This is a genomic window from Candidatus Thiodiazotropha sp. CDECU1 (assembly GCF_963455295.1).
Classification (GTDB): Bacteria; Pseudomonadota; Gammaproteobacteria; order Chromatiales; family Chromatiaceae; genus Thiodiazotropha.
The window spans coordinates 1,128,104-1,154,736 of the sequence record NZ_OY734020.1; the positions used below are offsets into that span (position 1 = coordinate 1,128,104).

At 51.9% G+C, this 26,633-nt stretch carries 22 protein-coding genes and 1 tRNA gene; 4 read left to right on the forward strand and 19 right to left on the reverse strand.

Features of this window, described 5'->3' with window-relative positions:
• Positions 1–65: 65 nt before the first annotated feature.
• From asd to R2K28_RS05220, 4 genes are read right to left on the reverse strand one after another with little or no spacing between them, the layout of a single operon-like run.
• A complete protein-coding gene (gene asd, locus R2K28_RS05205; RefSeq protein ID WP_316368310.1) occupies positions 66–965 on the reverse strand; it encodes an archaetidylserine decarboxylase in 900 nt (299 codons plus the stop codon).
• 4 nt (positions 966–969) lie between these two features.
• Positions 970–1,563, reverse strand: coding sequence for a hypothetical protein (locus tag R2K28_RS05210; protein WP_316368311.1), 594 nt, complete (start codon positions 1,561–1,563; stop codon positions 970–972).
• A complete protein-coding gene (locus R2K28_RS05215; protein WP_316368313.1) occupies positions 1,560–2,378 on the reverse strand; it encodes a sulfurtransferase in 819 nt (272 codons plus the stop codon). Before R2K28_RS05215 ends, R2K28_RS05210 begins: the two co-directional genes overlap by 4 nt.
• Positions 2,379–2,386: 8 nt before the next feature.
• Entirely contained in the window at positions 2,387–3,559 is a 1,173-nt protein-coding gene (locus R2K28_RS05220; protein WP_316368314.1) for a pyridoxal-phosphate-dependent aminotransferase family protein, read from the reverse strand.
• Between the two features lie 441 nt (positions 3,560–4,000).
• Here R2K28_RS05220 and R2K28_RS05225 point away from each other — a divergent pair, with 441 nt between their 5' ends.
• Positions 4,001–5,110 (forward strand): putative Ig domain-containing protein, encoded by a 1,110-nt coding sequence (locus R2K28_RS05225; protein ID WP_316368315.1) that lies wholly within the window; start codon positions 4,001–4,003, stop codon positions 5,108–5,110.
• A 516-nt stretch (positions 5,111–5,626) separates the two neighbouring features.
• Complete coding sequence (locus R2K28_RS05230; RefSeq protein ID WP_316368316.1) at positions 5,627–6,097, forward strand: hypothetical protein; 471 nt, start codon at positions 5,627–5,629, stop codon at positions 6,095–6,097.
• Positions 6,098–6,223: 126 nt separating this feature from the next.
• Here the strand turns inward: R2K28_RS05230 and R2K28_RS05235 are convergent, their stop codons facing one another.
• The 6 genes from R2K28_RS05235 to R2K28_RS05260 all read right to left on the reverse strand — a co-directional run bounded on the left by R2K28_RS05235 (position 6,224) and on the right by R2K28_RS05260 (position 14,246).
• The gene (locus R2K28_RS05235; protein ID WP_316368317.1) at positions 6,224–7,435 is read right to left on the reverse strand and encodes an ABC transporter permease; all 1,212 of its coding nucleotides are present in this window, start codon (positions 7,433–7,435) and stop codon (positions 6,224–6,226) included.
• Positions 7,435–8,208, reverse strand: a complete 774-nt coding sequence (locus R2K28_RS05240; protein WP_316368318.1) for an ABC transporter ATP-binding protein — start codon at positions 8,206–8,208, stop codon at positions 7,435–7,437. Before R2K28_RS05240 ends, R2K28_RS05235 begins: the two co-directional genes overlap by 1 nt.
• Positions 8,209–8,243: 35 nt before the next feature.
• The gene (locus R2K28_RS05245) at positions 8,244–10,190 is read right to left on the reverse strand and encodes a vWA domain-containing protein (RefSeq protein ID WP_316368319.1); all 1,947 of its coding nucleotides are present in this window, start codon (positions 10,188–10,190) and stop codon (positions 8,244–8,246) included.
• A 90-nt stretch (positions 10,191–10,280) separates the two neighbouring features.
• Positions 10,281–11,009, reverse strand: a complete 729-nt coding sequence (locus R2K28_RS05250) for a hypothetical protein (RefSeq protein ID WP_316368320.1) — start codon at positions 11,007–11,009, stop codon at positions 10,281–10,283.
• A 978-nt stretch (positions 11,010–11,987) separates the two neighbouring features.
• Positions 11,988–12,074, reverse strand: a tRNA-Leu gene (locus R2K28_RS05255).
• A gap of 36 nt (positions 12,075–12,110) precedes the next feature.
• A complete protein-coding gene (locus R2K28_RS05260; protein ID WP_316368321.1) occupies positions 12,111–14,246 on the reverse strand; it encodes a bifunctional diguanylate cyclase/phosphodiesterase in 2,136 nt (711 codons plus the stop codon).
• Between the two features lie 395 nt (positions 14,247–14,641).
• Between R2K28_RS05260 and queA the strand changes: the two genes are divergently transcribed.
• Both queA and tgt read left to right on the forward strand, forming a co-directional pair.
• On the forward strand, positions 14,642–15,682 hold the full coding sequence (queA, locus tag R2K28_RS05265; RefSeq protein ID WP_316368322.1) for a tRNA preQ1(34) S-adenosylmethionine ribosyltransferase-isomerase QueA: 1,041 nt from the start codon (positions 14,642–14,644) through the stop codon (positions 15,680–15,682).
• 227 nt (positions 15,683–15,909) lie between these two features.
• Positions 15,910–17,028 (forward strand): tRNA guanosine(34) transglycosylase Tgt, encoded by a 1,119-nt coding sequence (gene tgt / locus R2K28_RS05270; RefSeq protein ID WP_316368323.1) that lies wholly within the window; start codon positions 15,910–15,912, stop codon positions 17,026–17,028.
• On the opposite strand, the gene R2K28_RS05275 is transcribed toward tgt, so the two are convergent.
• The 9 genes from R2K28_RS05275 to R2K28_RS05315 all read right to left on the reverse strand — a co-directional run bounded on the left by R2K28_RS05275 (position 17,029) and on the right by R2K28_RS05315 (position 26,630).
• Positions 17,029–18,009, reverse strand: a complete 981-nt coding sequence (locus R2K28_RS05275) for an FAD:protein FMN transferase (RefSeq protein ID WP_316368324.1) — start codon at positions 18,007–18,009, stop codon at positions 17,029–17,031.
• 209 nt (positions 18,010–18,218) lie between these two features.
• Positions 18,219–19,187: an AgmX/PglI C-terminal domain-containing protein gene (locus tag R2K28_RS05280; protein WP_316368325.1), complete on the reverse strand. Its 969-nt coding sequence runs from the start codon at positions 19,185–19,187 to the stop codon at positions 18,219–18,221.
• The gene (locus tag R2K28_RS05285; protein WP_316368326.1) at positions 19,184–19,714 is read right to left on the reverse strand and encodes an ExbD/TolR family protein; all 531 of its coding nucleotides are present in this window, start codon (positions 19,712–19,714) and stop codon (positions 19,184–19,186) included. The genes R2K28_RS05280 and R2K28_RS05285 overlap by 4 nt, the downstream gene beginning before the upstream one ends.
• Positions 19,711–20,229 carry an ExbD/TolR family protein gene (locus tag R2K28_RS05290; RefSeq protein WP_316368327.1) on the reverse strand — a complete coding sequence of 173 codons (519 nt, stop codon included), beginning with the start codon at positions 20,227–20,229 and terminating at the stop codon, positions 19,711–19,713. The genes R2K28_RS05285 and R2K28_RS05290 overlap by 4 nt, the downstream gene beginning before the upstream one ends.
• On the reverse strand, positions 20,226–20,879 hold the full coding sequence (locus R2K28_RS05295; protein ID WP_116446455.1) for a MotA/TolQ/ExbB proton channel family protein: 654 nt from the start codon (positions 20,877–20,879) through the stop codon (positions 20,226–20,228). The genes R2K28_RS05290 and R2K28_RS05295 overlap by 4 nt, the downstream gene beginning before the upstream one ends.
• A 132-nt stretch (positions 20,880–21,011) precedes the next feature.
• Positions 21,012–21,299, reverse strand: a complete 288-nt coding sequence (locus R2K28_RS05300; RefSeq protein ID WP_316368328.1) for a hypothetical protein — start codon at positions 21,297–21,299, stop codon at positions 21,012–21,014.
• 12 nt (positions 21,300–21,311) lie between these two features.
• Positions 21,312–21,965, reverse strand: a complete 654-nt coding sequence (locus tag R2K28_RS05305; protein WP_316368329.1) for a tetratricopeptide repeat protein — start codon at positions 21,963–21,965, stop codon at positions 21,312–21,314.
• Entirely contained in the window at positions 21,952–24,786 is a 2,835-nt protein-coding gene (locus tag R2K28_RS05310) for a tetratricopeptide repeat protein (RefSeq protein ID WP_316368330.1), read from the reverse strand. The genes R2K28_RS05305 and R2K28_RS05310 overlap by 14 nt, the downstream gene beginning before the upstream one ends.
• The gene (locus R2K28_RS05315) at positions 24,783–26,630 is read right to left on the reverse strand and encodes a tetratricopeptide repeat protein (RefSeq protein WP_316368331.1); all 1,848 of its coding nucleotides are present in this window, start codon (positions 26,628–26,630) and stop codon (positions 24,783–24,785) included. Before R2K28_RS05315 ends, R2K28_RS05310 begins: the two co-directional genes overlap by 4 nt.
• Between the last annotated feature and the right edge of the window lie 3 nt (positions 26,631–26,633).

Consider the following 26,633-nt stretch of genomic DNA (forward strand, 5'->3'; position numbering starts at 1 on the left):
AGTTGTGAGTTTTCAGTTGCTGTGTTCGCTGCGCTCACGACTTAAAATCCAAAACTAAAAACTCCTCAGCATTTCTCTGCGATTGCCTGTCCCATTCGCACCGTCGATCCTGCGGTGAGATCCTCCATCCACTCCAGCGCATCCTTGGGAAAGAGCAGTATCACGGTGGAGCCCATGTTGAAGCGTCCCATCTCCTCACCTCTATCCAGTTCAATCGCGGCGGGCTCGGATTGGGGTGCGTAATCCCAGCTGTTTACTCTTTGCTGGACTGGAGTGACGGTGCCGGCCCATACGGTCTCGATGCTGGAGACAAAGATGGCGCCCACCAGGATCATTGCCATGGGACCCAAGTCGGTCTCGAAGAGGCAGATTACCCGTTCATTCCTGGCAAACAGTCTCGGTACCTTCCGGCAAGTGGTTTCATTGACGCTGAACAGGCGGCCAGGGACATGCAGCATGCGCTTCAATCTGCCACTGACAGGCATGTGCAGTCGGTGATAGTCCCGTGGTGAAAGGTAGATGGTGGCAAAATTGCCATCCTCGAACAGGCGGCTCATCTCACTATCGCCGCCTAGCAGTTCGAGTAGCGAGTAGTCGTGTCCCTTTGCCTGAAACAGGAATCCCGCCTCTATATCACCTGCCTGACTGAGTGTGCCATCAGCCGGCGAGGCAAGCTGATTGCTTTCCTGAGTGACCGGGCGCGCATCAGGACGCAATGCCCGGGTGAAGAAGTCGTTGAAACACCTGTATTGAGCAGGATCGCTCTGTAACGCTTCCTGCATGTCAACCGTGTACCATTTGATGGCTTGCCGGATGAGTAGATCTTTTAACGGTTTCAGCTCGATACGGGCAATGCTGTGCATCAAGGAGGAGAGCAGATGGTGAGGCAAGATATATTGCAGACCCACGAACAGGGATTGGGCAATGGTTTTGGCGATGTCCTTTGCGGTATCGGGTTGATTCATATTGTTACTGCGCTGCGATGATCAGATTATTGATATCTTCAGCGATAGTAGCGGGATTGCCATTGCGGGTAAACAGGGCATGCAGCTTTGCCCTCGGTCCTATCAGGTAGAGTGTATGCTGTATGTCTTCAGTATAACCACCGAGGGCTTCAAAGGCCCCGTTAACCATCTGCGTATCGCCAGCGAGGACTTGGATGTTGTCCGACATCGATGTGAAGGATATCGCCATCTCTTCGACCATGTTTCCGGGAAGATAGAGATAGTGGATCTGCTGCTGCAGGTCTGGATCTGATGCCAGGCGGTTGTGCACCTGTATCAGTCGGGTGAGTGCGGTTGAGGCAGTTTTCCCAGGATTGGGATCAAGCATCAACAGGCTCCAATGCCCCTGAAGTTCTGTGTTGGTAAAGGGTTCACCCGCCTGCTTGAATAGATTGATCGTGGGCATCGGCAGTGGTGGATCGATCAGGACGCCGTCGATGTGCGGTAACGTCTTGTTGTGCTGCTTTTGTGTATGCCCTGCGTAATAGGCCACTGAAAATGTTAGCAGTGCCAGAATTAGAATGACTATCCGACGCTGCTTAGGGGATGGCCGTCTCATGGCAAGGCTTTTGGCGTATCATCACTGTTACCCCATTCTGACCATGAGCCTGGGTAGCCCCTGCAGCGTTGATAACCCAAATGGCGAAGCACGAACCAGGCGAGGGAGGAGCGATGGTGTGTCTGGCAGTAAGCGACGATCTCTTTGTCTTGCTCCAACCCGAGTTGGTTAAGCTGCGTGCTCAGGGTTTCGTCCGACTTTAGGCGTAGGTTTCGTGCACGATCCATAACCTCCAGCCAGTCGAGATTGACCGCTCCCGGAATGTGTCCCGGGTGCCTGGAGAAACGTGAGACGCCGGAAAATTCATTCCAACTGCGGGCATCCCAGAGGGCGAAGTCAGGCTCACCCATACGTTCGGTTATGTATTCGGCGCTGGCCACAGATTCGGTCCTGGGTGTGGCGCTGAAACTGGCAGCAGGGGGAGCGGTGGATTCACGGCTGCAGGCTTGGCCTTCATTGGCCCAGGCGTGGAGTCCGCCGTTCAGCAGGGAATAGCGATCGTGCCCCATGGCATCGAGTGTCCATAACAGACGCGAGGCGTTGCCGCCGCCCTCATCGTCATAGGCGACCACATGGGTGTGGTTCCCGATGCCGTGCTCAGAGAGGATCTGTGCCAACAGTCCGGGTTCAGGGAGTAAACCGTGCACCGGATGCCGGCTGGCCACAATCCGGCTGTAGGCCAGATGTACCGCTCCAGGAATATGCAGCTGGGAGTAGGTGGTCTGCTTGCATAGATCGATGACCACCAAACTCTTTTCACCAAGCAGGTCTCGCAGCTGCCCGGGTTCGAGCAGCAGAGGGGTTTCGGCTGTCACTGTTCTGCTTAGAGCGCTTGCTGCATACGACCCAGGGCAACACCAGTATTGATCGGTGCCTGCATGTCACTCAAGACGGCCTCCAAGGCACCTACGCACAACAGGATGTTCTCCGCTCGGGCACTATGCCCCATCAGGCCTATACGCCAAACCTTGCCAGCCAGAGCACCCAGTCCGGCACCGATTTCCAGGTTGTATTCATTCAGCAGCCGGCTTCTTACGCTGGCATCGTCGACCCCTTCGGGGATGGAGACTGCATTTAACTGTGGCAGCCGATGCGCTTCATCCACGATAAATGTCAGACCCATCGCCTCAAGTCCGGCTTTCAGCGCGTTATGCATCTTCTGATGTCGCATCCAGGCGTTTTCCAATCCCTCCTCCTGAAGTATGCAGAGTGCTTCATGTAGGCCATACAGGGCATTCACAGGCGCGGTATGGTGATAGGCGCGCTTTTGGCCACTACCCCAATATCCCATCACCAGGTTAAGGTCGAGAAACCAGCTCTGTACCTTGCTGCTACGGTTGCGGACCTTATCCAGGGCGCGCTCATTAAAACTGATGGGAGAGATGCCTGGTGTGCAGGAGAGACACTTCTGGGTTCCCGAGTAGATGGTATCTATTCCCCATTCGTCGACCTTCAATTCGCAGCCGCCGAGGGAGGTAACACTATCCACGATGGTAAGGCAGTCGTGACGATGGGCAAGTTCCACCAGCTCCTTGGTATCTGAACGGGCGCCGGTAGATGTTTCGGCATGCACGAATGCCAGAATCACCGCATCGCTGTTTTGCTCAAGCGCTGCTTCTACCTTGGCCAGATCGACCGCTTTGCCCCACTCATCCTCGACCATGATCGGAGTCCCGCCGCAGCGTTCAACATTCTCCTTCATGCGGCCGCCGAAAACACCATTTTGGCATACGATGACCTTGTCACCGGGCTCGACAAGATTGACAAAACAGGTCTCCATGCCGGCGGATCCCGGTGCCGATACAGGCATTGTCAGAGAGTTTTCAGTTTGGAATGCGTATTGGAGTAATCCCTTGGTTTGCTCCATCATCTCCACAAACACCGGGTCCAGGTGGCCGATTGTCGGGCGTGACAGTGCCTCCAGGATGCGCGGGTGTACATCTGAGGGGCCAGGGCCCATGAGGGTGCGGATGGGTGGGGTAAAACTTGAAGTCATGCTGGGTTGCCTATTGTTATCGAATTTAAATCGTTGCTGAGTATAAGTGTCGAGTCCGTTCGGCATCAAGCATTACCCCCCTGTTCAGACTCGGGTAATTGGGCTTGTGAGTGGGATATGCCGACAGGATCTGCTGTGTTATCACTGTTTGAATATGGGTGTTCGAAGTAACTAATTAAACAGGTCTGTAATTATCGCCGCATTCCCGACTTTTCTGGTTGGTAAATTCTGTCTTCGAACTGGAAAAAATTAAGCCGATCACGCGCCAATCAAGCTTCGAAAACCCCACATCAAACTAAATAAAAAAGTAACAATATCAATAAATTACAAAACTCTGTCCGGTATTGTGAATAAGGTCATGCTGATCTGTGATCCAGTTCCTCAGGTCCTATCCATGTCTGCCGTAACCTATCGCAGGAATTACGTTACTGAGGCATCGAAATGAGATCTTACCAGGCGGTTTTTACAACAATAACATTGAGTATCATTCTCAGTGCGTGTGGTGGTGGAAGCGCCGTAACTGAGTCCGGTCAGGTGGCGAGCAATCAGGACACCGCCGTCTCCAGCGGCAGCGAAACGATCATTATACCACCTTCGACAAATGCAATAACATCAAGCGAAGAGCAGCCGAGCGCCGCAACGACACCGGTTACAACAACAACGACAGTAAAACCAGTAACGACAACCCAGACCCCTACGGTATCCGCCAATGCGTTTGGCGCTGCGTCTCTAACCACTGCAACCGTATCTAATGACGATGTCGTCCTCAGTTGGAACCAGACCAACGATACACCCCAAAGCGGATACAATGTATTCATCGATGGTGTGAGTGCTACTGATCTAACCAACATAGCTGGCACCACGGCTACTGTTCAAGGCCTGGATCTTAGTGTACAGCACTGTTTTACAGTACAAGCACAATATAGTCAGGTATCTCCGGTACAATATTATACTTCGAACAGCCGTTGTACAGATCCACAACAGTCATCCAACCAGGCCCCTGTGATTTCCGGTAGTCCCGCTAACAGCGTAGACGCAGGTGCAACATACTCCTTCACGCCGAGCGCAACGGATAGTGACAATGATGACCTGACTTTCGCTGTCTCCAACCTGCCTGCCTGGGCACAATTCAACAGTCAGACAGGTAGATTGAGCGGTTCTCCCACCACTGATGATGTGGGTGACTACAACAATATCGTAATCACTGTATCTGATGGCACTGACGAAGCCAGCTTGAACGCATTTGCTATTTCCGTGAATTCGGATACCAATACGGCGGTTACCGGTTCAATCTCGTTGAGATGGAATGCACCAACAACTCGTACTGATGGCTCAGCACTCAGTCTTGCGGATATCCAAGGATTTTGTATCTACGTTGGCACCACGAGAGATAACCTTCAGATGGTTGCAGACATCAATGAAGGTGATAGAACCACCTATGTGTTGGATAATCTGGATCTTGGAGATTATTACGTCGCTGTATCTGTATACGATCAAGAAAACAACATGAGCAGTTATTCTAATGTCGTGTTGAAGACTGCCGTGAATTGATTGTGACCTAGACTGTTATAATTCCTTCGATACGATATTCAAGATAAGATAACCCGTTGCAAGATGACTCACTTGCAACGGGTTTTTTTAATTGTGAATTACCCACCAAGGTTGCGATTAAATTTGATTGGCAGTATGGCGAATAAGGATTCTGTTTAGTTGGCCCAGGCAGCAGCGATAATTAATCGATGTTTTTTTGTTGTGCTGTCATGTGAAATTAAGATACCTATGTAATGAATAGCCCTAGTGTAATGACAGGGTCCGGATGACTGTCAGGTGTTCATTGCACACATACTCTATTAAATGCAGTAGTACCTGATTGAAATTTCCCTGGAATGTCTAATTAAACACCCAAATATTAGTAATGTATTTGTAAATTATGATGGGCTGAATTGTAAAATTTTTATGTTGTGTGCAAAAGATAGTATTTTTAGTATTTTTTTATAGAAAGCTGACCATTACCAACTAAGATAGAAGTTACGGGTTTTAGGAGTTTTGTTCTGAGGGAAGATAGAAATGAAAAAACTTATCATTTACATATTTGCATTGGTGGCGGTCGTCGTTTCAGGTGGCGCGCTTGCTGGAACAGTGATTGACGCGGGCACCTTCAGTGAGAATGGTGATACTTATACTCCTTCGCCTTATTCCGGTCTTTTTACAGATATTTATCACCTTGATGTCGAGACCTCCGGGCTATTGATCAACTTCTCCGGTTCCCACCAAGGTATGGCTGGTGATGATCTGTTGCTGACAAACATCAATGATGAATCAGAGTATCACCTCAGTCCCATGTTTTCAGAGACTTTGAACCTAGGGGTGGGAAGTTATGTTTTTACCCTCTCTGGTTTCGCTCTGAACGCGCTAGATAGTAAAGTCCATTCCGACTATGACCTGGTAATTAAGGCAGTACCCCTGCCTGCGGCAGTATGGCTGTTCGGTTCTGCTTTGATCGGGTTCATCTCTTTCAGTGTCAGACGGAAGATCTGACGCATCAACAATTGTATGCGAATGAATAGGTCCGCAAAGGTTCAGCCTCTGCGGACTTTTTTATGAGCTACCTTCTCACTTGTTGTGGAAGGCCTGGCTCGACGCTAATTGATGGTGTGGCTGGTTTTAGATCTCTCGCAATCCTTCCGAGGGCTCTATTCTAGCTGCCCGATATCCCGCCAGGGAGGCAGCTATGATGGAGGATCCCAGGGTCAGAATCAGGGCGATGATAAAGTGGCTCAGTAACAGCTGACAAATCGTCTCGCTACCCTCGGTTTGGGTCACGAACAGTCCATTGATGGTGAAACTCACAGCCAGATATATCAGTGAGGCGGTAAGCCAGCCGAAGAGGGCTGTGAAAGCTGATTGTAGAACCGGAAACCAGATAATTTCACCAGTACGAAATCCAACCAATCTAAGTACGCTCAGCTCTTTTCTCTTCCGGTCCACGTTAGCCCAGAGGCTGGCCCCCAAAGAGAATGAGAAACCGATCAGTCCTATGAGTGCGATCAACCAGAAAACCAGGCTCAGATTTTGATCCATGTTACGCACGATATCGATGTCGGCAGCGCGGGTATTCACTTCGATTCCCAGCTTGTTCATTGCAACACTGATAGGTGCGATATCGTAGATGGAACGTGTATAGAGACGAAAGCTGGGGTAGGTGCGTTTGTCATTCCTTTGATTGGTACCGCTCCAACCAAGAATGGGGACCGCGCGACCATCGCGGAAGTCCTCCGCAGCTTCAAGCAGGCTCAGGTGAGTAAAAGCGCCATCCCGGGTGAAACTGGCGTGTCTTGCGATATCGGTCACCCGGAGTGTGATATGTACCCTTTCGCTACGTCCCTTGTATCGACGGGACAGACTGCCACTGACTTCATCGCCAGGTTTTACTTTAAGTTTTTGTGCCGCTTTTTCTGAAAGTACGATCTGCCGCAGATCTTGTGGAATTGATTTTGACTTGAGCAGTGGATCACCCTGGCCTGTAGGTAGCATCTCAACAGAGATGATGCTCTTGGCCATTTCACTCTTCAGGTCTATGGTGGCGGCGATGGCGCGTGTACGCGGAATTATAAAGTCGATCTCCTCCCTGGCGTGGAGTTGTTCGATCCAGGCGCTGTCGTAACGACCGCTACCGATAGGGCGAACCTCCCGGTTCCGAGGATCCTCTATAAGATTTGTCAGCATGCTGCCGACGATGCCGAACTTGAGGCCATACAGGATCATCATTGGTCCGAGCACAGCTGCCAGGGCAATGATAAAGAAGGTCGACATCTGCCACTCGTTACGATAATCGCGACTGGCCAACCAGATAATGTCCTTAAAACGATGATGCATCAGCCGCTCACTACGGTTTCAGTCATCGATCCGTCCGCCTCTCTATGGGTATGGTGTTCCAAATGACGTAGTCCCAAGCGGTTGATATGTCGCCACGCATGGCTGGCAAGGATGACAGTGATATGCAGCTCATCCACCAACTCGATAAACAGCGACATGATGCGTTCTGCTGCTATTGGGTCGAGTGACGCTGTGGGTTCGTCGGCTATTACTATAGCCGGGCGGTGGGCCAGTGCACGACCAATGGCAACCCGTTGACGCTCACCGACAGAGAGCAAATGGGGTAGTTTGTTCAAGTGTCTGCGAATGCCCAGGTCACTCGCCAGTTCGTCGACCAGACCATCATCCTGCATATCGAGCAAGCGACGGGAGAGGTTGATATTCTCCCGTACCGTCAGATAGGGTAGAAGACCGCCTGTCTGCATGACATAACCGATCCTCAAGCGACGCAGATCACCCAGTTGATTGAGTTGTTTTTTCTGCCACAGTTTTGAAATATCGACTGGGTCAGCACCAGGTTCCGGTCTAAAACGAAATGACCCGATGTTGCTCGGTTTTAATGTCATCGAGAGCATATCTAATAGGGTGCTCTTGCCGCAGCCGCTTTCACCAATCAGGGCTATCTTCTCTCCGAGGGCAATTTGTAAGCTGGGTACGCGGAGACGAAATGCACTGCCTTCGGCTTCCCGGGTCTTCACCACATCGCGTAGATGATAGATGAGTACTTTCTCGCCGCTCAGGTTGACACCCGGCTGGGTAACAGTTGTAGTCAAATCCGGGACTCCTCCAGGCGCATAGTGAAGGAGAGCTAGGGTAACATTTCCAAGGCGATAGGAAAGACGGAGTCACCGGATATCGGACCTCCGTCTAGCGAGACCCAAAGGTCCGTATGGTCGTGCAATACCTGGTAATAGTTTATCTTCTCTTCCAGGCGGTTGATGAAGCTGATTTGCTCTCGCGCTGGCCAATCCTGCCAATTCTCCAGGGAGAGATTCATTACTTCACCGGTGTAGGGGAGGTCCTCTATGTACTCACGCATAAAGCCCATGTCAGCAAGGTTGCCTTGGCGTGCGCCAGTTACCCGTGTGGTCGTGCCGAGTTGTTCAGGATCCCGGGCAATAGTGGCGGCGAGACTCTTTAAATCATTCAGGAAAGTGCGTGGGGATAGCAGCCCCTCTTCAGCCGTGATTAGCACCTGGTGCATGATGCCATGGAGATCGCTGAGTTGATCGCGAGTCAAAAGTACACGTACATCCAGGGTTTGCCTTCGTGGTTTGTTGATGTCCCGGTCGACTAGCCAGGCATTAAAGACATTGGGTATCTGTTGTTTATCATTCTGCTGCAGATAGCGCATGCGCAGGGCGTACCCCAGTTTGGCGACTTTTGCCTGGAATTGGGCCAACTGATCAGTCTCTTTCTCTTGTGCTGCCTGGTTGTTCTTGGCTTGGCGTTCCAGTGCCATGTTTTTCCCGGCGGCCGCCATGGCAGCCAGTTTGACCTGTTCGGTAATCTGTGTGGCCAGGGCATCAAGTACGCGTCCGAAACGCTCAACATTTCCCGTTTCCACACCGAAATAGAAGCTACCTATACCCGGGTAGTATGAGAGATCGCGATAGGTCTCTTCTGCCTTGCTGTGATCCGCCATGATGCTTGGGGTCAATAGGTGTAAAACCGAGAGGGCTATCCCTTTGTCCTGGGCCAACTGCCGAAGCGATGCGCTCGACATACCTGTGCCGGAGAGGGGATCACCTGCTTCCCGGGGTCCGGCATCAGTGATCAGAACAACATAGCGGGCGTCCTGTCCCTGCCAATCGATTCCGGCGATGGCCTCGTTTACACCAGCAAAGCTGTCTTCATTGAAATCGCGACTGGAAATGGTAGCGGCTTTGAGTGAGGAGACCTGGTTGAAAAAGCCGGCTGCATCCTGTCCCTGCTGAAGATCGACATAGGTTTGGGTCAAATACTCAAGGTCCGGAACGGCCTGTGGATTATCGCGAAAGGCAATTAGGCCAAAGCTCACATCCCCGGTCAGATCCTCTTTGGTAATGGTGTCATATATTTTTCGCACTGCTTCTCGAGTGCGGTCGATATAGGGGTCCATTGAGAGGGTGGAGTCAATAACAAACACTACGGCGGAGCGGAAGGGCTTAATCTTTTTGTCAGATGCTTTTGCGCGTTTCGGCGCCACATCCGCCTTTTTGCTCTCAACGGCAGGTAGGAGTGGTACGCTGGATACCTGCAGTATTCGCGCCTGCTCATTCCCGATATAGATATCCTCATGGTCACGTATGGGTACCAGATAGAAATCCTTCAATATATCGATATGTGTCCTGGGCTGAATTGCGATTACCGGAGAGTTGTCATCCAGTTCACCCGACTCGGCAGCCTGATAGAGCTGTCGATATTTTTCCTTATCGTTGCTGTCTATGAGCGCTTTCAGATTGGCCTTTTCATTGAAAAGAAGCACCCGGTCGTTGCCCACAGGATCACGAAAAGCGACGGTCAAACCTTGATTCCAGGGAATGGTCTCGGTTTCCGGCATCCAACCGGCCAGTTCGCCATGACGATTGTGGCCAAGTTGTAACCAGGTGGCGCCATTATTGGTTTTGCGATTGTACACATAGAAGACACTGAAAGGTGTGGCCGGTTTGGACTTAGCCTTTTGTATTTCTTCATAAAAATGAGCGCCGGGTTTGCTCAGGACACGCTGGTAGAGTGCCTGCTTTCCCTCCATGAGAAGCGGGTGTTGCTGCACAGCTCCCAAGAGAAGAGAAGGCATAAGAACAACAATCAATAGAGTCAGAGTCGATTTGAGTATGGCCATCGGATAGTCCTTGATTGAGAGCTACTGCCAGTTCAACAGAAGTCGCTGAGCTGCAAGATCTCCTTTCTTGGCTTGCGCTTCGGTGGTCCTTTTCAGGGATTTCAACCGTTCATTCGCTTTGTCTATACCTTTGCCGGCGGCCACCGAATACCATTTATGTGCCTGATAAGAATCAGGTTTATCGAGCAATGGATTGGCTTTGTTAAAATGGTTCGGGTCATGCATATCGGCCAGAGAAAAGGCCGCCCCACCATCGCCTTCACGCGCGGCATAAAAGAGCAATAGATAGGCGTCGGTCAGCATTCCCTCTTTCCGGTAGGCATCTACCTGGTTGAGGATTTGCTGCGGATCCAAGGTTGCTTCTCCGGAACGTATCCGGGATATCAAACCACGAGCCGGACCGCCTTCAGTGTCAGCAGCTTGGACGGGTGGATTGTCAGTCGCAGCGATGTCCAGATTCGACGTATCATCCTCGGCTGTCGATGTTTCGGTGGTGCTGGTCTCCTCCTCAATGGGGGAGGGTTGCTCCGCTGCCGAGTCGATTTGGGCGCGAATTATCGGGTCGATCTGACTCTGCTCCAGAGGAGGTGCCAGGTCTATCTCTTCTTCAGGAGCAAAAAGGAAATAGATACCCGTGAGGATAAGCGCTGCAATGGCTATTTCCAATACCACTCTCAATCGATCGGAGTTCGTCGATTTCTCAACATCCTGATCATATTCATCGGGTAATTTGGAATCTGGACTAGTCATACTCTACTTATTATCTAAGGTTTCGGTGGGCACTGGCGCCACCGTGATGCACGCACCTGTTGTTTCGCTATAACCCCAACATTTGAACAGAACAGACACATAAAATCCATATATGCGATAGGTGGGTATTCACATATCGGGTAGCGCTGAAATATATGGGCTGTCATGCCCGATGCAATATTCGGATAGATGCCGAGGTGAGGCAGGATTCCGGTTTCGTGATGCCGGGATAATATAAGCAGATTGTCACAGGATGGGGATCGATTGTAAATAATAATGATTATTATTTATATTGAATGGGCTGTATCCGTTCAGAGATTAGATCTATTTATGTGTTTTTCTGAATTGCAGAGGGCGAGTTCTGTTAATCTTAGTGTCGTCTCTTTTCTTGCTATTTTCTCTTATCTTTAGGTTGTTGGAGATGCGGAGTATACCGTCACTGCCAAGAACCCCCAGCTTGTTGGTGTGTTTATTTAACAGGATTGTTGTTGTGTCAAATACGGTGGGACGCCTGACGCAGACGATTCGCCAACCGAATTTTCTCAGCACCTCGAGTCCGTTCACCTGTTCTTTGTTGAGATAGTACTTGGGCTCGGACGGAATTGGTCCCATGCCTATTCGCTTATTTGTAAATGATTTCGTTCGCATGCCAGAGTACCAGGATGACTTTTGTACAGACAGGTCGTCTTATACAGAAAAGTTGCCAGCCGAACTGGTTGAGGCCAGAAAGCCTGTTATAGGGGATATGGGTTTTTTGCCTATGCTTCTCTCTGCCATGATGGAATCTCCAGATTTATTTTTCAGGCGAGAAAATTATTTCTCAGATCGATGATCAAATAAACAAACAATGACAGTACAATTAGTGGGCTTTTGATATACCTAAATTCTATTATAAGTGATAAAAAATGCCACTAAAACCGGATTGCTTCAGTACTGGGTTTGTCTGATGTGGGATGGGTGATAGAGGATGGTGGGTGATGGTACCGGGGGCGGGACTTGAACCCGCATGGTATTGCTACCGGTGGATTTTGAATCCACTGCGTCTACCAATTCCGCCACCCCGGCGTCGTGAAGCCGCAAAGTATACATAATTTTTTCAGGCTATGCAGAATAATTGAGGGAGTCGGCATCAGAGCTGGGTTTATCGGTCAGTCGCATCGGCCGACCGAAATGGTATCCCTGGCCATAACGGAACCCAAGTTTACTCAGCTGTTCTGCAATCTGGGGAGTTTCTATACCCTCGGCAACCAGGAGATGGCCGGATTCGGTTATCATTTTCGCCAGGTAGCTGAGGATAGGGTTGTTTTCCTTGTTGTCGACCAAGCGGGTCAGGGTGATGTCGAACTTGACCACGTCAACCGGCATGGCTCCCAGATAACGCAGGGAAGAGTAGCCACTGCCGAAGTCATCCAGAGCGATACTGAATCCCATTTCGCGCAGGGTTTCAAGATTTATCCTGGCGGTCTGAAGCTGGGTGATGAGGGCGGTCTCGGTGACCTCGATCAACAGCTTATAGTCATCCATGTAGGGTTTGAATCCTGCAAGCCGTTTTATCAATTCGTTATCTATAATGGATGGCGCCGAGATATTGATCGACACACCTGTACCCGCAGGGATCACACCCTCCTGCAGGTCGGTGATGATCTTTTGAATGACATGATGATCCAGCTCCTGGTCAAGGCTGCGTGCCTCCACTAGCGGGAAAATGTGGGATGGCATGATCAGTTGACCCTCATGAGCAATACGTACCAATGCTTCATAATATTGGGGCCTGCCATCCTGCAGGTTTACGATTGGTTGGTAGTGCATGATTAGCCCGGTACCGCGGGTGATAGCATCGTAGACTGCACTGTGAGTCCGGTTCGAAAACAGGCCTTGGGTAGTTTCGGCCAACTCGGGTTTGAATCGGACAATACTGGAGTAACCGGGACGTTTGGCGAAGTGTATGGCAATATCCGCCTGCCAATGCAGGGCATTGAGGTTGTCACTCCTTTCGATGGTTGTATCTGCCACCCCAATGCTTATACGTACCGGTTCATTGATGCCAAGCGTATCAAAGGGATAGTTGGTGATGGCCAGATGGCACTGCTTGGCGACTTGCATGGCTTTGCGGGGTGTTGCGCCGATGAGGATGGTAGCAAATTCATCACCACTAAGCCTGAATAGCTGTTCCCGCTTAGGTAGAATGCTGTTTATCGTACGTGCAATGGCGATTAATACCTCATCGCCAGTGTGATGACCATAGGTGTCGTTAAGCGCCTTGAAGTGGTTGATGTCAAACAGTAGCAGGGAGATCTCGTTGGTACTGTGTTTAAATACATCACTTACTTCCCTCCAGTAGGTGTCAAAGGCACGGCGATTCATAATACCGGTCAATGGATCGTGCTGAGCTAGATCATCCAGTTCCTGGGTCTTCTGATCGAGATTCGTATTCGCCTGATTGAGTTTATTGTGGTAGGCGTACAAGGATGTTTGTATCTTATCCAGTTCCTTGATGAACAAGGGTTTCACTATCTGTTGATTGACAGCTGTTCGAGGTGAGAATTGCAACTGATCGATCTGTTGCGATATCTGCAATATGGGGCGATTTACCAGCCAGGCAGCCAATGGAAAGATCAATAGTGTCAATATCAAAGCGGCACCGGCCAGTTGCAGTAGTGACTCCTGAATAACCGGTTTGATTGCCTCAGCATAGGGATCGCTTGTAAGCCGATAGTCGATATGCTCTAACAGCGATAGATTCGAAGTCTTATCAATATCGGCGATGTTGATGCTGATACTGGTATTGTCAATATAGTTGAAATGGCTTAATCCTTTCAGGATTGGAAATAATTGGTATAACGTAGCGAGATACCCCAGCTTTTTCTTGCTGACCGGGTCCTTCACGACAGTTACGACTACTATAAGTGGCTCATGGTCACGTACCTGAATATAGTCACTGTCACTACCGGTATCGATCTTCTGGGGTAGTGAAGACGTGTTGACAGGCGCAAGCACCTTACCATTGAGATCATAGATCGCGATATCGAGCATGTGTGTCGAGTCATACTCAATATTTTTTGCCCTGTTGGCATACCAAGCGGTGTAAAAGGTTGGGTTGTTGAGCTGTTGTCCAACTTCATCCCAAGCAGCAAGTCGGCGGGTTTTTTCTCTGGCGAGGCTGATGGTCTCAGTCAATGTGGCTTCGAGTTCAGCCGCCGCACTCTGTTCAGTGGCTACTCGAAATCTACTATCCAACTTCTCAAACTCCCTATAAGTCAGATTTCCCAGAGTAAAAAGCAGGATTAGAAAAAGCATCACGAAGAGTGATGTAAAGAGACTGAGGGATAGAGGTTTTGGTCTAATCGTCATACGCTGCTACTCTGTATACGTCCCCTCACAACAGATGCACAATCACATTGTGTATTATAGTGGGTTTTATCTCCATACTGGAAATTGTTTTAACCCACATATGATCATCCCTATCGGCCAATAACAACCATGATTAGTGTGTCAGTCTTTATTCGAAAATCGGGTTCGTAGGTATTGATACACCTTACACGGAATAATGACTAGGATATTGATAATAATACCTGCTTGATGAAAAGTGAATTGTTCCCCGCTTACTCGTGACGTGCTACCATCCGCGCGCTATGCAGCTATCCGACTTTAATTACCGCTTACCAGATGAACTCATCGCCCAGTTTCCACATAAGAAGCGAAGAGGGAGTCGCCTGCTTGGGTTGTTACAGGGGGAGTCACAACCGCAGGATCTGATGTTTTCTGACCTTCCCTCACTGCTGCAGCCTGGGGATTTGTTGGTGTTGAATAACACCCAGGTGATGCGTGCTCGACTGTATGGGAATAAACCGAGTGGCGGGAAAGTCGAAGTACTGATTGAACGTGTCATTGAGCCTGGATTGGCGTTGGCGCATATCCGCGCCAGCAAATCGCCCAAACCTGGAACTTGGATTGAACTTGGCGATAGCGATCAATGTGTCGAGGTCACAGGTCGAGAAGGTGATCTGTTTCTGCTTCGCTCCCAAGTTCATGACTTCTATCATCTGATGAATCATTTTGGTCACATGCCATTGCCCCCTTACATAGCCCGTGACGATAAATCCATTGACATGGAACGATATCAAACGGTCTATGCACAAAGCCCTGGGGCGGTTGCCGCACCTACTGCCGGGCTGCACTTCGATCAAGAGATGCTGAATGAACTATCCGAATTGGGTGTCAACCAGGCAACAGTGACCCTGCATGTGGGTGCTGGAACCTTTCAACCGGTAAGAGTTAAAAATCTCGATGAGCATATTATGCATAAGGAGTATGTTGAGGTTGATGAGGCTGTATGCCAACAGGTTGTCGATACGCGTAAAAGGGGCGGGCGTGTGGTGGCCGTGGGCACAACTTGTGTGAGGAGTTTAGAGGCTGCATCAAGCGATGGTGCTATCAAACCCTATCAGGGGGATACTCGACTCTTTATCAAACCAGGTTATCGATTTCGCAGTGTGGATGCCATGATAACCAATTTTCATCTACCCCAGTCCACCTTACTGATGTTGGTGGCGGCCTTTGCCGGTTATGATCGCATCATGAATGCCTATCAACATGCAATTGAAAAACGCTACCGTTTTTTCAGTTACGGAGATGCAATGTTCCTGACTCCCGCAGAGGAATCCAACGGGTAAAAAAAAAGCGCGGCAAGGGTGCCGCGCTAAACATATCCACCAAAGGAGGATGGAGGAGTGTAGAGTGCTGAACGATAATGATCAGCACATGAACATCTTCTTATATAGTGATGCTCTTGTCAAGAAAAATAAGGGATAACCCTAATTGTGCCGAGTAATAACACTTAGGATATTCATTCGTAGGAGAGCAAGTTTACCGCTGTTCTTTGACGGTTTGATTAAAAGCGATGAAATTCGAAATATTTCAAAAAGATAACGCATCACGTCGTGGTCGTTTGAGCTTCGCCAGAGGGCGTGTTGAAACCCCCGCATTCATGCCTGTCGGGACCTATGGCACGGTCAAGGCGATGACCCCTGAGGAGCTGGTCGAGCTGGGTGCGGAGATCATACTCGGCAATACCTTTCATCTTATGCTGAGGCCTGGCACCGAGGTTATCCAGAAGCATGGCGATCTGCACGGTTTTACCCACTGGGAGGGACCTATCCTGACTGACTCGGGGGGATTTCAGGTGTTCAGCCTGGGGGAGATGCGCAAGATCACCGAGCAAGGGGTGACCTTCCAGTCGCCCATCGACGGCAGCAAGGTCTTCATGGGCCCTGAGGAGTCGATGCAGGTGCAACGGGAATTGGGCTCGGATATCGTCATGATCTTCGACGAGTGCACTCCCTACCCGGCGACGGAAGAGGAGGCGAGGTTGTCGATGGAGCTCTCCCTGCGCTGGGCGGAACGCAGTCGCATTGCCCACGGCGACAACCCATCAGCCCTGTTCGGTATCGTCCAGGGGGGTATGTTCGAGGCACTGCGCGAGCAGTCCCTGCAGGGATTGGTCGATATCGGATTCGATGGCTATGCGGTGGGTGGCCTCTCGGTGGGCGAGCCCGCTGCGGATCGCTGGCGTATCCTCGATTTTCTCAGCACCCGGTTACCTGCGGACAAACCCCGCTATCTGATGGGCGTGGGTACCCCGGAGGATATCGTCGAATCGGTTCACAGGGGCATCGACATGTTCGACTGCGTAATGCCGACCAGGAATGCGCGCAACGGTCACCTCTTCACCCACCAGGGTGTGGTGCGCATCCGCCATGCCGCTCATCAATATGATGAGGGTCCACTGGATCCTGAGTGCGACTGTTATACCTGCCGCAATTACAGCCGCGCCTATCTGCGTCACCTGGACAAATGCAACGAGATTCTCGGGGCGCGTTTGAATACCATACATAACCTCTATTACTACCAGAAGCTGATGCGGGATCTTCGGGGGGCGATCGAGGGCGGAACCTTAGGGGAGTTTACTGAGACTTTTTATGCAAAGCGAGGGACTTCCGGACCGGAAAAAACCATTTAACTATTGCGTCAGATCGGCAAGGCCGTCTGATGTAATCATCTTTCCATGCTTGTCGATGATAATGGTTTCCACATCATGCAGCCGATTGATCAGCGCCATTCCCTTTTCCGTGCCGAGTACAAAGACGCTGGTGGAGAGGGCATCGGTGCGGGTGGCATTGGGACCGATAATCGTGACGCTTTGCAGGTTATCGGCAGAACGTCCCGTATCCGGGCTGATGATATGGTGATAGCGGATCCCATCCCGTTCAAAGAAACGTTCGTAATCTCCCGACGTTGAGATGGCACTATCGGCAATGGGTAGCACAGCCGCCATGTTGCCTTTGTCCCGGGGCGCCTGGACACCGATATGCCAGGGCCTGCCCCGATGATCGCCCAGCAGACGGCTGTCGCCACCCGCGCTGATCAACGCATGTTGTACGCCTCTGCGCTGCAGCAGTTGCATGCCCCGATCGACGGCGTAGCCTTTGGCGATGCCGCCGAGGTCGATGCGTACCCCCTGCTTTTCGAAGAAGACTGTGCCTCTATCCGCGTCGAGCCGAATGTTGCGGTGGTTGATCAGGGGCAGGGAGCGGTCGATCAGGGATTCGGTCGGTTTGATTCCCTTGCGATAGTCATAGCGGTGGCCGATGGAGGCGAAGGTGATATCGAAGGCGCCTTCAGTCAGCGCGGAGTATTCGAGGGAGGTCTCGAGAAGGCGGAAGAACTCCTCTGAGATAACCAGGGGTTCGAGTGAGGCCATGCGGTTGACCAGGGAAAGCTCGCTGCTATCGATGTAGGGGCTCAGTTTTCTGTCGAGGCGTCGAAACTCCTCCATCACGGCCTCGATCGCCGCCTTGCCCTGATCCTTATCCTGGTGCCAGAGCTGGACACTGATCCGAGTGCCCATGATCGCTTCCTCTCCGCTGACCCAGGCCGCGTGCACCGACTGGAAACAGGCGAGCGCCGTCAACAGCAGTAAAAGTCTATAGACGGTTCGCATTGTTCTTGTTACATCTCATCATGTTTGAACAGAGATATCTTGCCCTTTCAATCACTGCGGTATCCATCCTCAATGATTACGAATTGCAGCATATTTAATGACAGCTTTTACTTCCAGAATTCCATTTCAGGAGAAATGCGCGCCTTACATTTTTACACGGTTTACCCGCCTGCAAAGCAAAACGCTGTTGCAGGCGGAGAGTGGAAACATCAGGAGGGCAGGAAGTCGATGGGATAGGAGACCACTGCGGTATCCACATCCTTGGCGGGGAACTTAAACAGCTTGATACGTGACACCAGCTTGCGCTCCAGTTTCGGATCGTTGAGCTCGGATGAGAGGATGACGCACTTGGTCACCTTTCCCGCAGGTGTTATGGTCAACTCCAACACCACCTTGCCGCGCAGAGAGGGATCCTTTCGCAAGGCGCGGTTATAGAGGGCGTAGACAGCACCCTTGTTCTGGTCGAACACCAGCTGAATCTCTTCCCGGGTACGGAATCCCTTGTAGTCTTTGCCTTTTCCACCGCTCCGAGCCGCCGCCTTGGTCTCATCGCTGATGGCGGCACTCTCTACCTCGGTGGTCTTTCGGCTAGAGAGGCCGGTGCCACCGGTACCCCTGCTCAGGGCCGCTGTATTGATGCCGCCGCTGCCACTGGTGACGCCGGAGGAGATGATCGAGCGTTGATTGCGATAGGTCTTTTTGCCGGTGGTAGAGAGTCTCTGACTTCCACGGACATTCGATTCGATCTGCTCTTCGCGCAGGTCGGCCAACTGATCGGCAAAGGCGAGTAGGCCGGCGCTCGCAGCTTTCTTGCGCGCATCCTGTTTAGTCGGCTTCTTTTTCACCACCTGCTTTTCCGGTTTTTTCTTTGGCTCCGGTTTTTTCTTCTCTTCAGGCTTCTTCTCCGGTTTCTTCTTCTCCGGTTCCGGCAGTTTCTTCTTGACGATCTTCTTCGGTTTGGGAGGCTCCTTTTTCTGTTCCAGGATCAATCTCGCCAGACGGGGCGGCAGGGTCTGTTTCTTGAACCGTTCTTTCTCCGGCAGTTCGATTATCGGTATGATGGTACCTAACAGCAGGGCGATGATGAGCACCACCAGGCTGATAATCTGAAATCGCCGCTCGTCGGCCGATGCGGTATACCAGGGCAGATAATTGGAGTGTCGGTAGGCGGAGCTCACAACGGCTGTCCTCCATTGGCTCCATTGGCCTTTTCATTCTTTCTCAATACCGCGAGGGAGACATGGGGGTAATCCGACTCGGCACAGGTGGCCATGACGCGTTTCAGTAGGGTGTAGGGAATCGTCTTCTCACCCATGATGGTGATCTTGCCTTTAAAGGGTTCCTCCGGGTTGATCACCTTGGATTTGGACCTGTCGGCATGGCGTTGCAGTTCATTTTTCAGGGCTGGTAGCGTGGTCCCCCTTGGCAAGGGTTGAGAAAGGTCCATAACCCGATATCCCTGTACCAGGATTTCATCGTGATTGACCATCACCACCAGGGTCTCCCTGGGTTTCAGGGTTGCCACCGACTCGGGTAGGCTCAATGCCTTGGCGTTGGGCAATACTTGAACCTCGCCGGAATTGACCAGCAGGAAGAACACCAGGATGGTAAAGATATCCATCAGGGAGACCAGGTTCAGTACCGCATGACCCTTGTTTCGCCGATGGTGGCGATCCATGCGTTTGGCACGGCGCGACATCTTCATGATGCGTTACCTTCGTCCTGTTTCTGCTCGGCTACCGGGGGGGCGTCACCCAACGCGATATCCGGGAATAATTCATATTGCACTACGGCACCGGCCTCCATGTTCTCTGTCATGCGTACCGCATCCATCACCTGAACCATGGTTTCGTAATTGGTGTTGGGCTCCGAGAGAATGAAGATATTGCGTTTGTCATGGAAACGGACCTTGATCTGAACCAGCAGCTCATTCAATCCCTTCACGTCGTAACCTTCCGGGGTGTTCTTGATGCGTCTGATCAAGCCCCCTTGCCGGTCCGCAACCTCGAGGCTGTTCTTGCGGATGATGACTTCCAGCTGCAGCTCCTTGATCGCCTTCAGGGTGCCCTCACTGGCAGGGGGCAGGTAGAGCTCGATAATGGAGAACCTGGAAAACGCGGCCGTGATCAGCAAAAAGGGAATCAGGATCACCATCAGGTTGAGGAAGGGCGTGATGTTCAGCTCTTCCCCGTGGCGATGGCGCCTCAGCCGTTCTCTCATGCCTTGCTCCGTGTACTGAATGCCTGTTCACTGAAGATGTTGAGGAACTTCACCGAGGCCATCTCCAGGCTGTCGACGATGGCGGTGGTCTTACTCTGCAGCAGGGCGTACACCAGCAACAGCGGGATCGCCGCCATCAGTCCAAAGGCGGTGGTGTTCATGGCCACCGAAATACTGGCCGAGAGCAGGTCCGCCTTCTCCGCGGGATCGGCGTTGGAGACCGCGGTAAAGGCCTGGATCAGACCGATGATGGTGCCCAACAGGCCGAGCAGGGTGGCGATGTTGGCCAGGGTGCTGAGATAGTGAGTGCGTTTTTCCATGCGCGGGATCGCTTCCATCAAGCCCTCCTCCATGGCCACCTCCACATCGTCCCGGCGCCTCGCGGTACGTGCCCGGGCCAGACCGTAGGTCAGCATGGTGCCGATGGCGGTCTTGGATTTATTCGCGGCGGACATGGCCGACTTGAAGTCGCCGTCGTTGAGATGGGGCAGGACCCTTTTCCAGATACGCTTGTTGCTGCCGGTCTGTATGGTCAGATAGACCCAGCGTTCGATGGCTATCGCCACACCGCCTGCAAAGATCAGCAGGATTGGGTACATAAATAGTCCGCCTTCCTGAAAAAATCGGATGATAGGATCAATGAGCTCCATAGGATTCTCCGTTGTTAAACGCCTGTATATCGGTTTACTGCATATGTGCTCAGCCATCTTTTGATGACCGGCACACGACATATGTATGAAATAGGGTTGTTTTCAGTCATACGGCACTAAGTGTTAAATTCTTTACGGTTTTTCGCTAAATGTCTGGTACCAATCGATCTGTCTGCGAAACACATCACGGTCCAGCGGTGCGAACAACTCGTCTCTGCGACCTGTTTCCGGGGGCATCATGTTGGTCAGCCGCTTCGCGGAGCGCCAAGGTACCACATAGAGAATGTTGGGCGACTCTTTGTTGCCGAAAATTGCCGTGCCCTCCAGATCGAGACGCTGCTCCCCATACAGTTGCTGCGTGAGCAGCAACAGGGCTGCCCCGGTCATCGTCAAGGTATGTCTGTTTGGCCTTTTCAACATAGCTGTGTACCGTTACTTTGTTGACTTGATACGTCGTTCAAGATCGAGAATCCAACCGCCAAGCTGTTTGTCATCGGAGCCACTCAATACCTGACAGCGTTTATAGTGTCGCAGTGCCAGTTTCGGTTTGCTCAGATAGAGATCGTAGAGTATGCCCAGGTTGCGGTGAGCCAGCTGGTAGTCGGGCTTGATCTCAAGCGCCGATTGGTAGGCCTGCTCCGCCTCCTGGAATTTCCCCTGCATCCTCAGCGCAACACCCAGTTGGTTGTGCGCGGGTGAGCTGTCGGGCTTCAGCTGCAAGGCGGTGGTGAATGACTGTTCGGCTTTGCTCGGCTCACCTTCGTTCAACTGGATGATCCCCAGATTGATATAGGGTCCCGCCAAACCGGGATTCTGATCGATCAATGCCTGCAGGCTCTGTTTCGCTTTGACGATATCGTCTTTTCGCATCAGCGCCACCGCCGCGTCGAATCGCCTTTGCTGCTGTGGTTCTGCGCTGCTCGGCTTTACGCTGGGAGCGGTAGCAGCAGCTTTCTGCTCAGTCTCTGTGGCTTTGACCATAGCGGGTGTGCCGCTGCACCCTGAAACAATCAGGGCGGAGACAACTGTGGCGCAGACGAGCCTGATGATTGCACTGGATCGAACAGGGAGACTAGTTGATCGCATCAATCCACGCCTCCCGCTGCTCTTGTTTGGCATAACGTCCGGGTAACAACTTCGCCAGTGCATCGAAACTCTTCCTCACCCACTCATCATAGATGCCGTTGGATACCCTCTCCACGTTCGTTTCGTAGAGGTTGATGGCCTTCTCCTCGAAGGGATAGGCCTGCTCTTCCAGGAGGATCTCATACTGTTCCAACTCTTCCGCATTCAACCCCTTGGGTCTTTCGGATTCCATCAGATCAGTACCGAATTGCTGATACATCTTTGCGATCTGGTAGGTGGCAGTGGTTGTCACCTCCGCCACGTCATACTTGATGGCCTTTTTGTAGGCGCTGATGGCTGTCTGCATCTGCTGTTTTTTACGTTTCAGATTCTTCTCCAGCGGGGCCTTCAACTTGATGCGACGAAAGCCCTGCAGGTTCGCCTCGGCCAGGCGCAGGGATGCCTGTGCAGCCAGATAGCGGGTGCGGTCGCTACGCTGTTTTCCGGCACGAGCATCGAGCTGGATCAACTCTTTCAACCACCAGTCCCGCTTTCCTGTCTCGCCCCCCTTGTGATAGAGCTCGACCAGCTTTTGCCCCCCCTCCATCGCCTGATCGAGGGGGGCAGGGAAGTTCTTCACGTAGCGTTTGTAGGCGGCGATCGCCTGCTTCTGCTTGCCCGCTTTCTCATACAGCTCCGCTGAGCGCCAGCCGGCTTCACGGCGTAACTCGGGGGAGCCGGCCTGGGTGGATAGAGTGGCAAGCTCCGCGGCCGCTTTGAGTGGCTGCTTGGTCTCCATATAGGCAACGGCGAGTTTACTGTTGACCTCCGGTATCAACTTATCCTTCGGATATTTCGCCTTGTAGGATTCGAGGATTTTAACCGAGCCTGCCCAGTCACCGGCGGCAATCAGGCTGGCGGCGGCATCGTACTCGGCAGTGGCTATTATCGAGGCTTTGGGGGCCTGCTTGGCAATGCGCATAAACGCCTGAGCCGCACCTTTATTGTCGCCCTGGGAACGCAGGGTGGTGCCTTGTTGGTAGATACTGGCAGCCAGCCTCTCCTCAAGGGGTTTCCTTTCCTTGGCTTTATTGGGCATCAGTACCAGTGCCTGCTGGTAGGCCTTTTCCGCAGCCTGGTAATCTTTCTGTTCAAAGGCGGCGTGGGCGGCAATGGTCCAGGCGGTGCGCAGCAGCTTCTTCTCCGCCGGCGGTTTTAGATTGGTGACTTGCAACGCGGCGCCACGCGCGCGTCCGATCTCCTTGAGTTGCAGCAGTTGATCGGCCGCCTCTGTCAAGACCGAGGCCCGCCGGGAATCCTTGGGGAAGATATCGCAGAACTTCAGCGCACTCTCCACCCCCTGCCGACTCCATGCCTGCTGTCTATTTTCCGCCAGACTTTTTTTATGCTCGGCATAGGCGAGTAGGGCGGCATACCCTGCCTCGGCCTGCTTGTCGTGGGCAGGTAATCGGTAGGCGCTGTCCTCATAGGCGGTCACGGCTTCGGGATATTTTTTCAGCTCGAACAACAGCTCGCCGAGGAGGAAACTGATACTGCCTGCGGTGGGATCGTCGGCAAAGGTATCCAGATAGAGCCGATACCAGTGTGCTGCTTCGGCACCCTGTTTGGCCTGCTGTGCAGCCAGTTTTTTATCCTTGCTCTTTTTGTATTGCTGCGCCAGCGCATGGTGATATTCGGCAAGCTCTTTGAGATAGTTGCGCAGCTGCTGATTCAACCATGCCTGATTCTTCTGATCCTGTTTCTTCCAGGCATCGCTGCCCACAGCATAGTGTTGGACAAAGGCTTTCTTACTCTCTATTGCCCGTCCCGGGAAGTCGTTTTCGGTATAGATATCGACCACCTTCACCGACAAGCGGGGCGATTGGGGGTGGTCGGGAGAGAAGTCTACGAAGGCAAGATAGGCATCGGCCGCGTCCTGGATACGCTCTTGCTTAAGGTAGAGATCACCCAGTCCCTGGTAGATCATATACTCGTAGTTGCGATGACCTTTAGTGTCAAAGTAACGGCTGATGCGCTTTGCGCCACCGAGTTCAGAGAAGGTCAGGCTGATCACCCTGATGGTCTCTTTTAATAGTTTCTGATCGGCGGGAGAGAGTTTGCTGACATCGGCCTCCGGGGCATCACCTAGGTTGCGATCAAGCAATTGAGTGAATGAATCGAGGCCCTTTTCGATGTTTTGTTGCTTAAACAGTGACCAACCGTGTTTGAACAACGCCCGGTCGTAGTAGGGTGTCTCCTGACGTTGTTTCAGAATGGCATTGTAGGATGATTCGGCATTATCGAACTGCTGCGAGACGAAGAAGTGTTCACCGCGTCGGAACTGGGCCTCTTGCCAGTGGGGACTGTCGGGGTATTGTGTAATCAGGGCGCGCAGAGTCAGCATCATGGCGTTTAAGTCGCCCTTCAACTCATAGGCCCTGGCCAGCTGATAGAGAACCAGGTCACGGGATGCATAGTTAGGATCCTTACGTAACAGGGATTCATAAAGTTTTATGGATTTGTCTAGTTCAGCATCGCTGGGGATTGGTTCGTCTGTGGAATCCAATAGTTTTGTTTCACTACGTTCCAACTCAAGATCTGCCAGGCGACGGGTCGCTTCACTATTCAGACGCTGATCGGGATTAAGCTGCAGAATGGCGCGATAATTTTCGATGACTTCGTTGCGATCAGTGGGGGAGAGGGCCTTTTTTTCAACCTTTACCGGCTGCTTTTGGATATCTGCCAGGGTAGGTTCATCAGGTTTTGATTTACCTATCATGGGCATATTCGAGCAGCCATAGAGTAGTGCGCCAAGCAGAGCGATCGAGAAAGAGAGCCTCATTCCTCTCCTCCTGCTCGTGCGGTACTGATATCCAGCAGGTTGGCGACGCCAAACCTGGCCTGGACCAGATAGCTGTTGATTAGACTGCGCCGTCGTTCGAGTCTTTCTAGTGCCATCTCGCGCAACAACCCGGCCTCGTCTTGGCGTAACACCTTCACCTGTCTATGCAGCCCTGGGAGTTCCTGTTCGAGTTGTTTGATTCGCGTGGAAAATGCATCGAAACGTCCCTCAGCCTCAGCACGGGCCTTGGCCAATTCAGTCTCCTTTTGATGTGCCATCTCGAGGTTTTGTTCCAATTCGATCATCTGCTTCTTCAGCGACCAGACTCTTGCCGGGTGTTCAGTGGCAATCCGCCAAGTGAGAATACCCTCCATCAGCCGTGCCATCTCTTTTTGTGGTGCCAGATCTCCGCCCGCGCCGTGTTCTTTGATGATCCGTTTTATTCGATTGATTCGCTCAATCCAGCCCTTCTCCTGGGGATTTGCGAGGGCATAGGGTGGCTCTTCCGTGGTCGCAACCTGGTCATAGAGTGTTTTTAACTGCTCTTTTTTGGCAACCACCTCTCTCAGATTCTCGCCTTTCAAATGCTCATCAACACGGGGCAGTTTCTGGTTGTATGCCGTTTGTTGGTTATTCAGCATTGTCTGATAGGAGCTAATTTTTTCCCGCCACTGCTGTAGATTACTCTCCATATGTCCCAAGTCCTGATAGTCCTGGAGACGTTCCTGAAAGGTATTTCCAGAGAGAACAAATGACAACAGTGAGCGCATTGCTGATTCGGAGTCGCCGGCGCCGGTGTCATCGCCCAACAGGTTGTCCGGGAACCCGCTATCCCGAACCTGGCTGAGCAACTGATCCAACTGATCCAGCGAGGCGTCATAGGTTGCTATCGCATCACGATAGCCCTGCAATGATTGCTGCTCCGCCTCTAGCTGGGAGAGCACATAGGGAATGGCGAGCTTGGCTTCCAGTACAGCCGGATCGCTGGCATTGCGCCCGGCCAGGATCTGCCAGGGCGCCAGTGCCTGCTCCTGTTGACCCAGTTGGAGTGAGGCCCAGCCCAAACCCAGCAGCGCCTGACTGCTGGCAGGGCTGTTGAGGCGAACCCGTTGCAGCGCCTGTTGGGCATTCTCGGGTTGCTGTAGTTCCAACAGCAGATAACCCATGGCGAGATTTGCTCTATCCCGGATGGATTTTGCCTCAATGTCATCATTTTCATCGATTCCGCTACCGATCTCCCGGAGTAGAGCCAATCCCTGCTCCTGTTGATCGGTGCGCAGGTAGCCGATGGCCTGATTGAACCGGCCGTAGAGCGTCCATTCACTCTGTTGAGATATCTTGTTGAGGTCGGCAAGGGCGTCGGATTCGTTTTTTTGCAACAGACCGATAAGGCCGCTCAAATGGTGTTTTTCATCACTGGCATCGGCTGCCAGTTGTTCACCGATCTGATTCAAGGCGCTTTTTGCGGCGCCCATGTTACCCCGGCGGTGGCGGGATTTACCCAGTTGTAACCAGGCGCGATTCATCACTTGCGAAGATTCGCTGTTTTGTAGAATTCGATTGAACAGCGCTTCTGCTGTATTTGGCATGCCATAGGCAAGATAGAGTCCACCGAGAAGTAACTCGGGTTCATCTGCATAGGCCTGCATCAAGCCCTGTTTTCTGGCAGCAAGGATGCGAACTATTGCCGGAAAGTAGTTCTGCTGATAGAGCTGGAACAGGGCATCGCCATAATGCAGGTCACGCAGTTCCTCAGGTTCACCAGTACGGATATCCGCGGTAGCGCAGAGTGGTATGGTGAGAGAGAGCGTGAGTAGGAGGCGGGAAGTAAGGCCAGGTAGCACCCC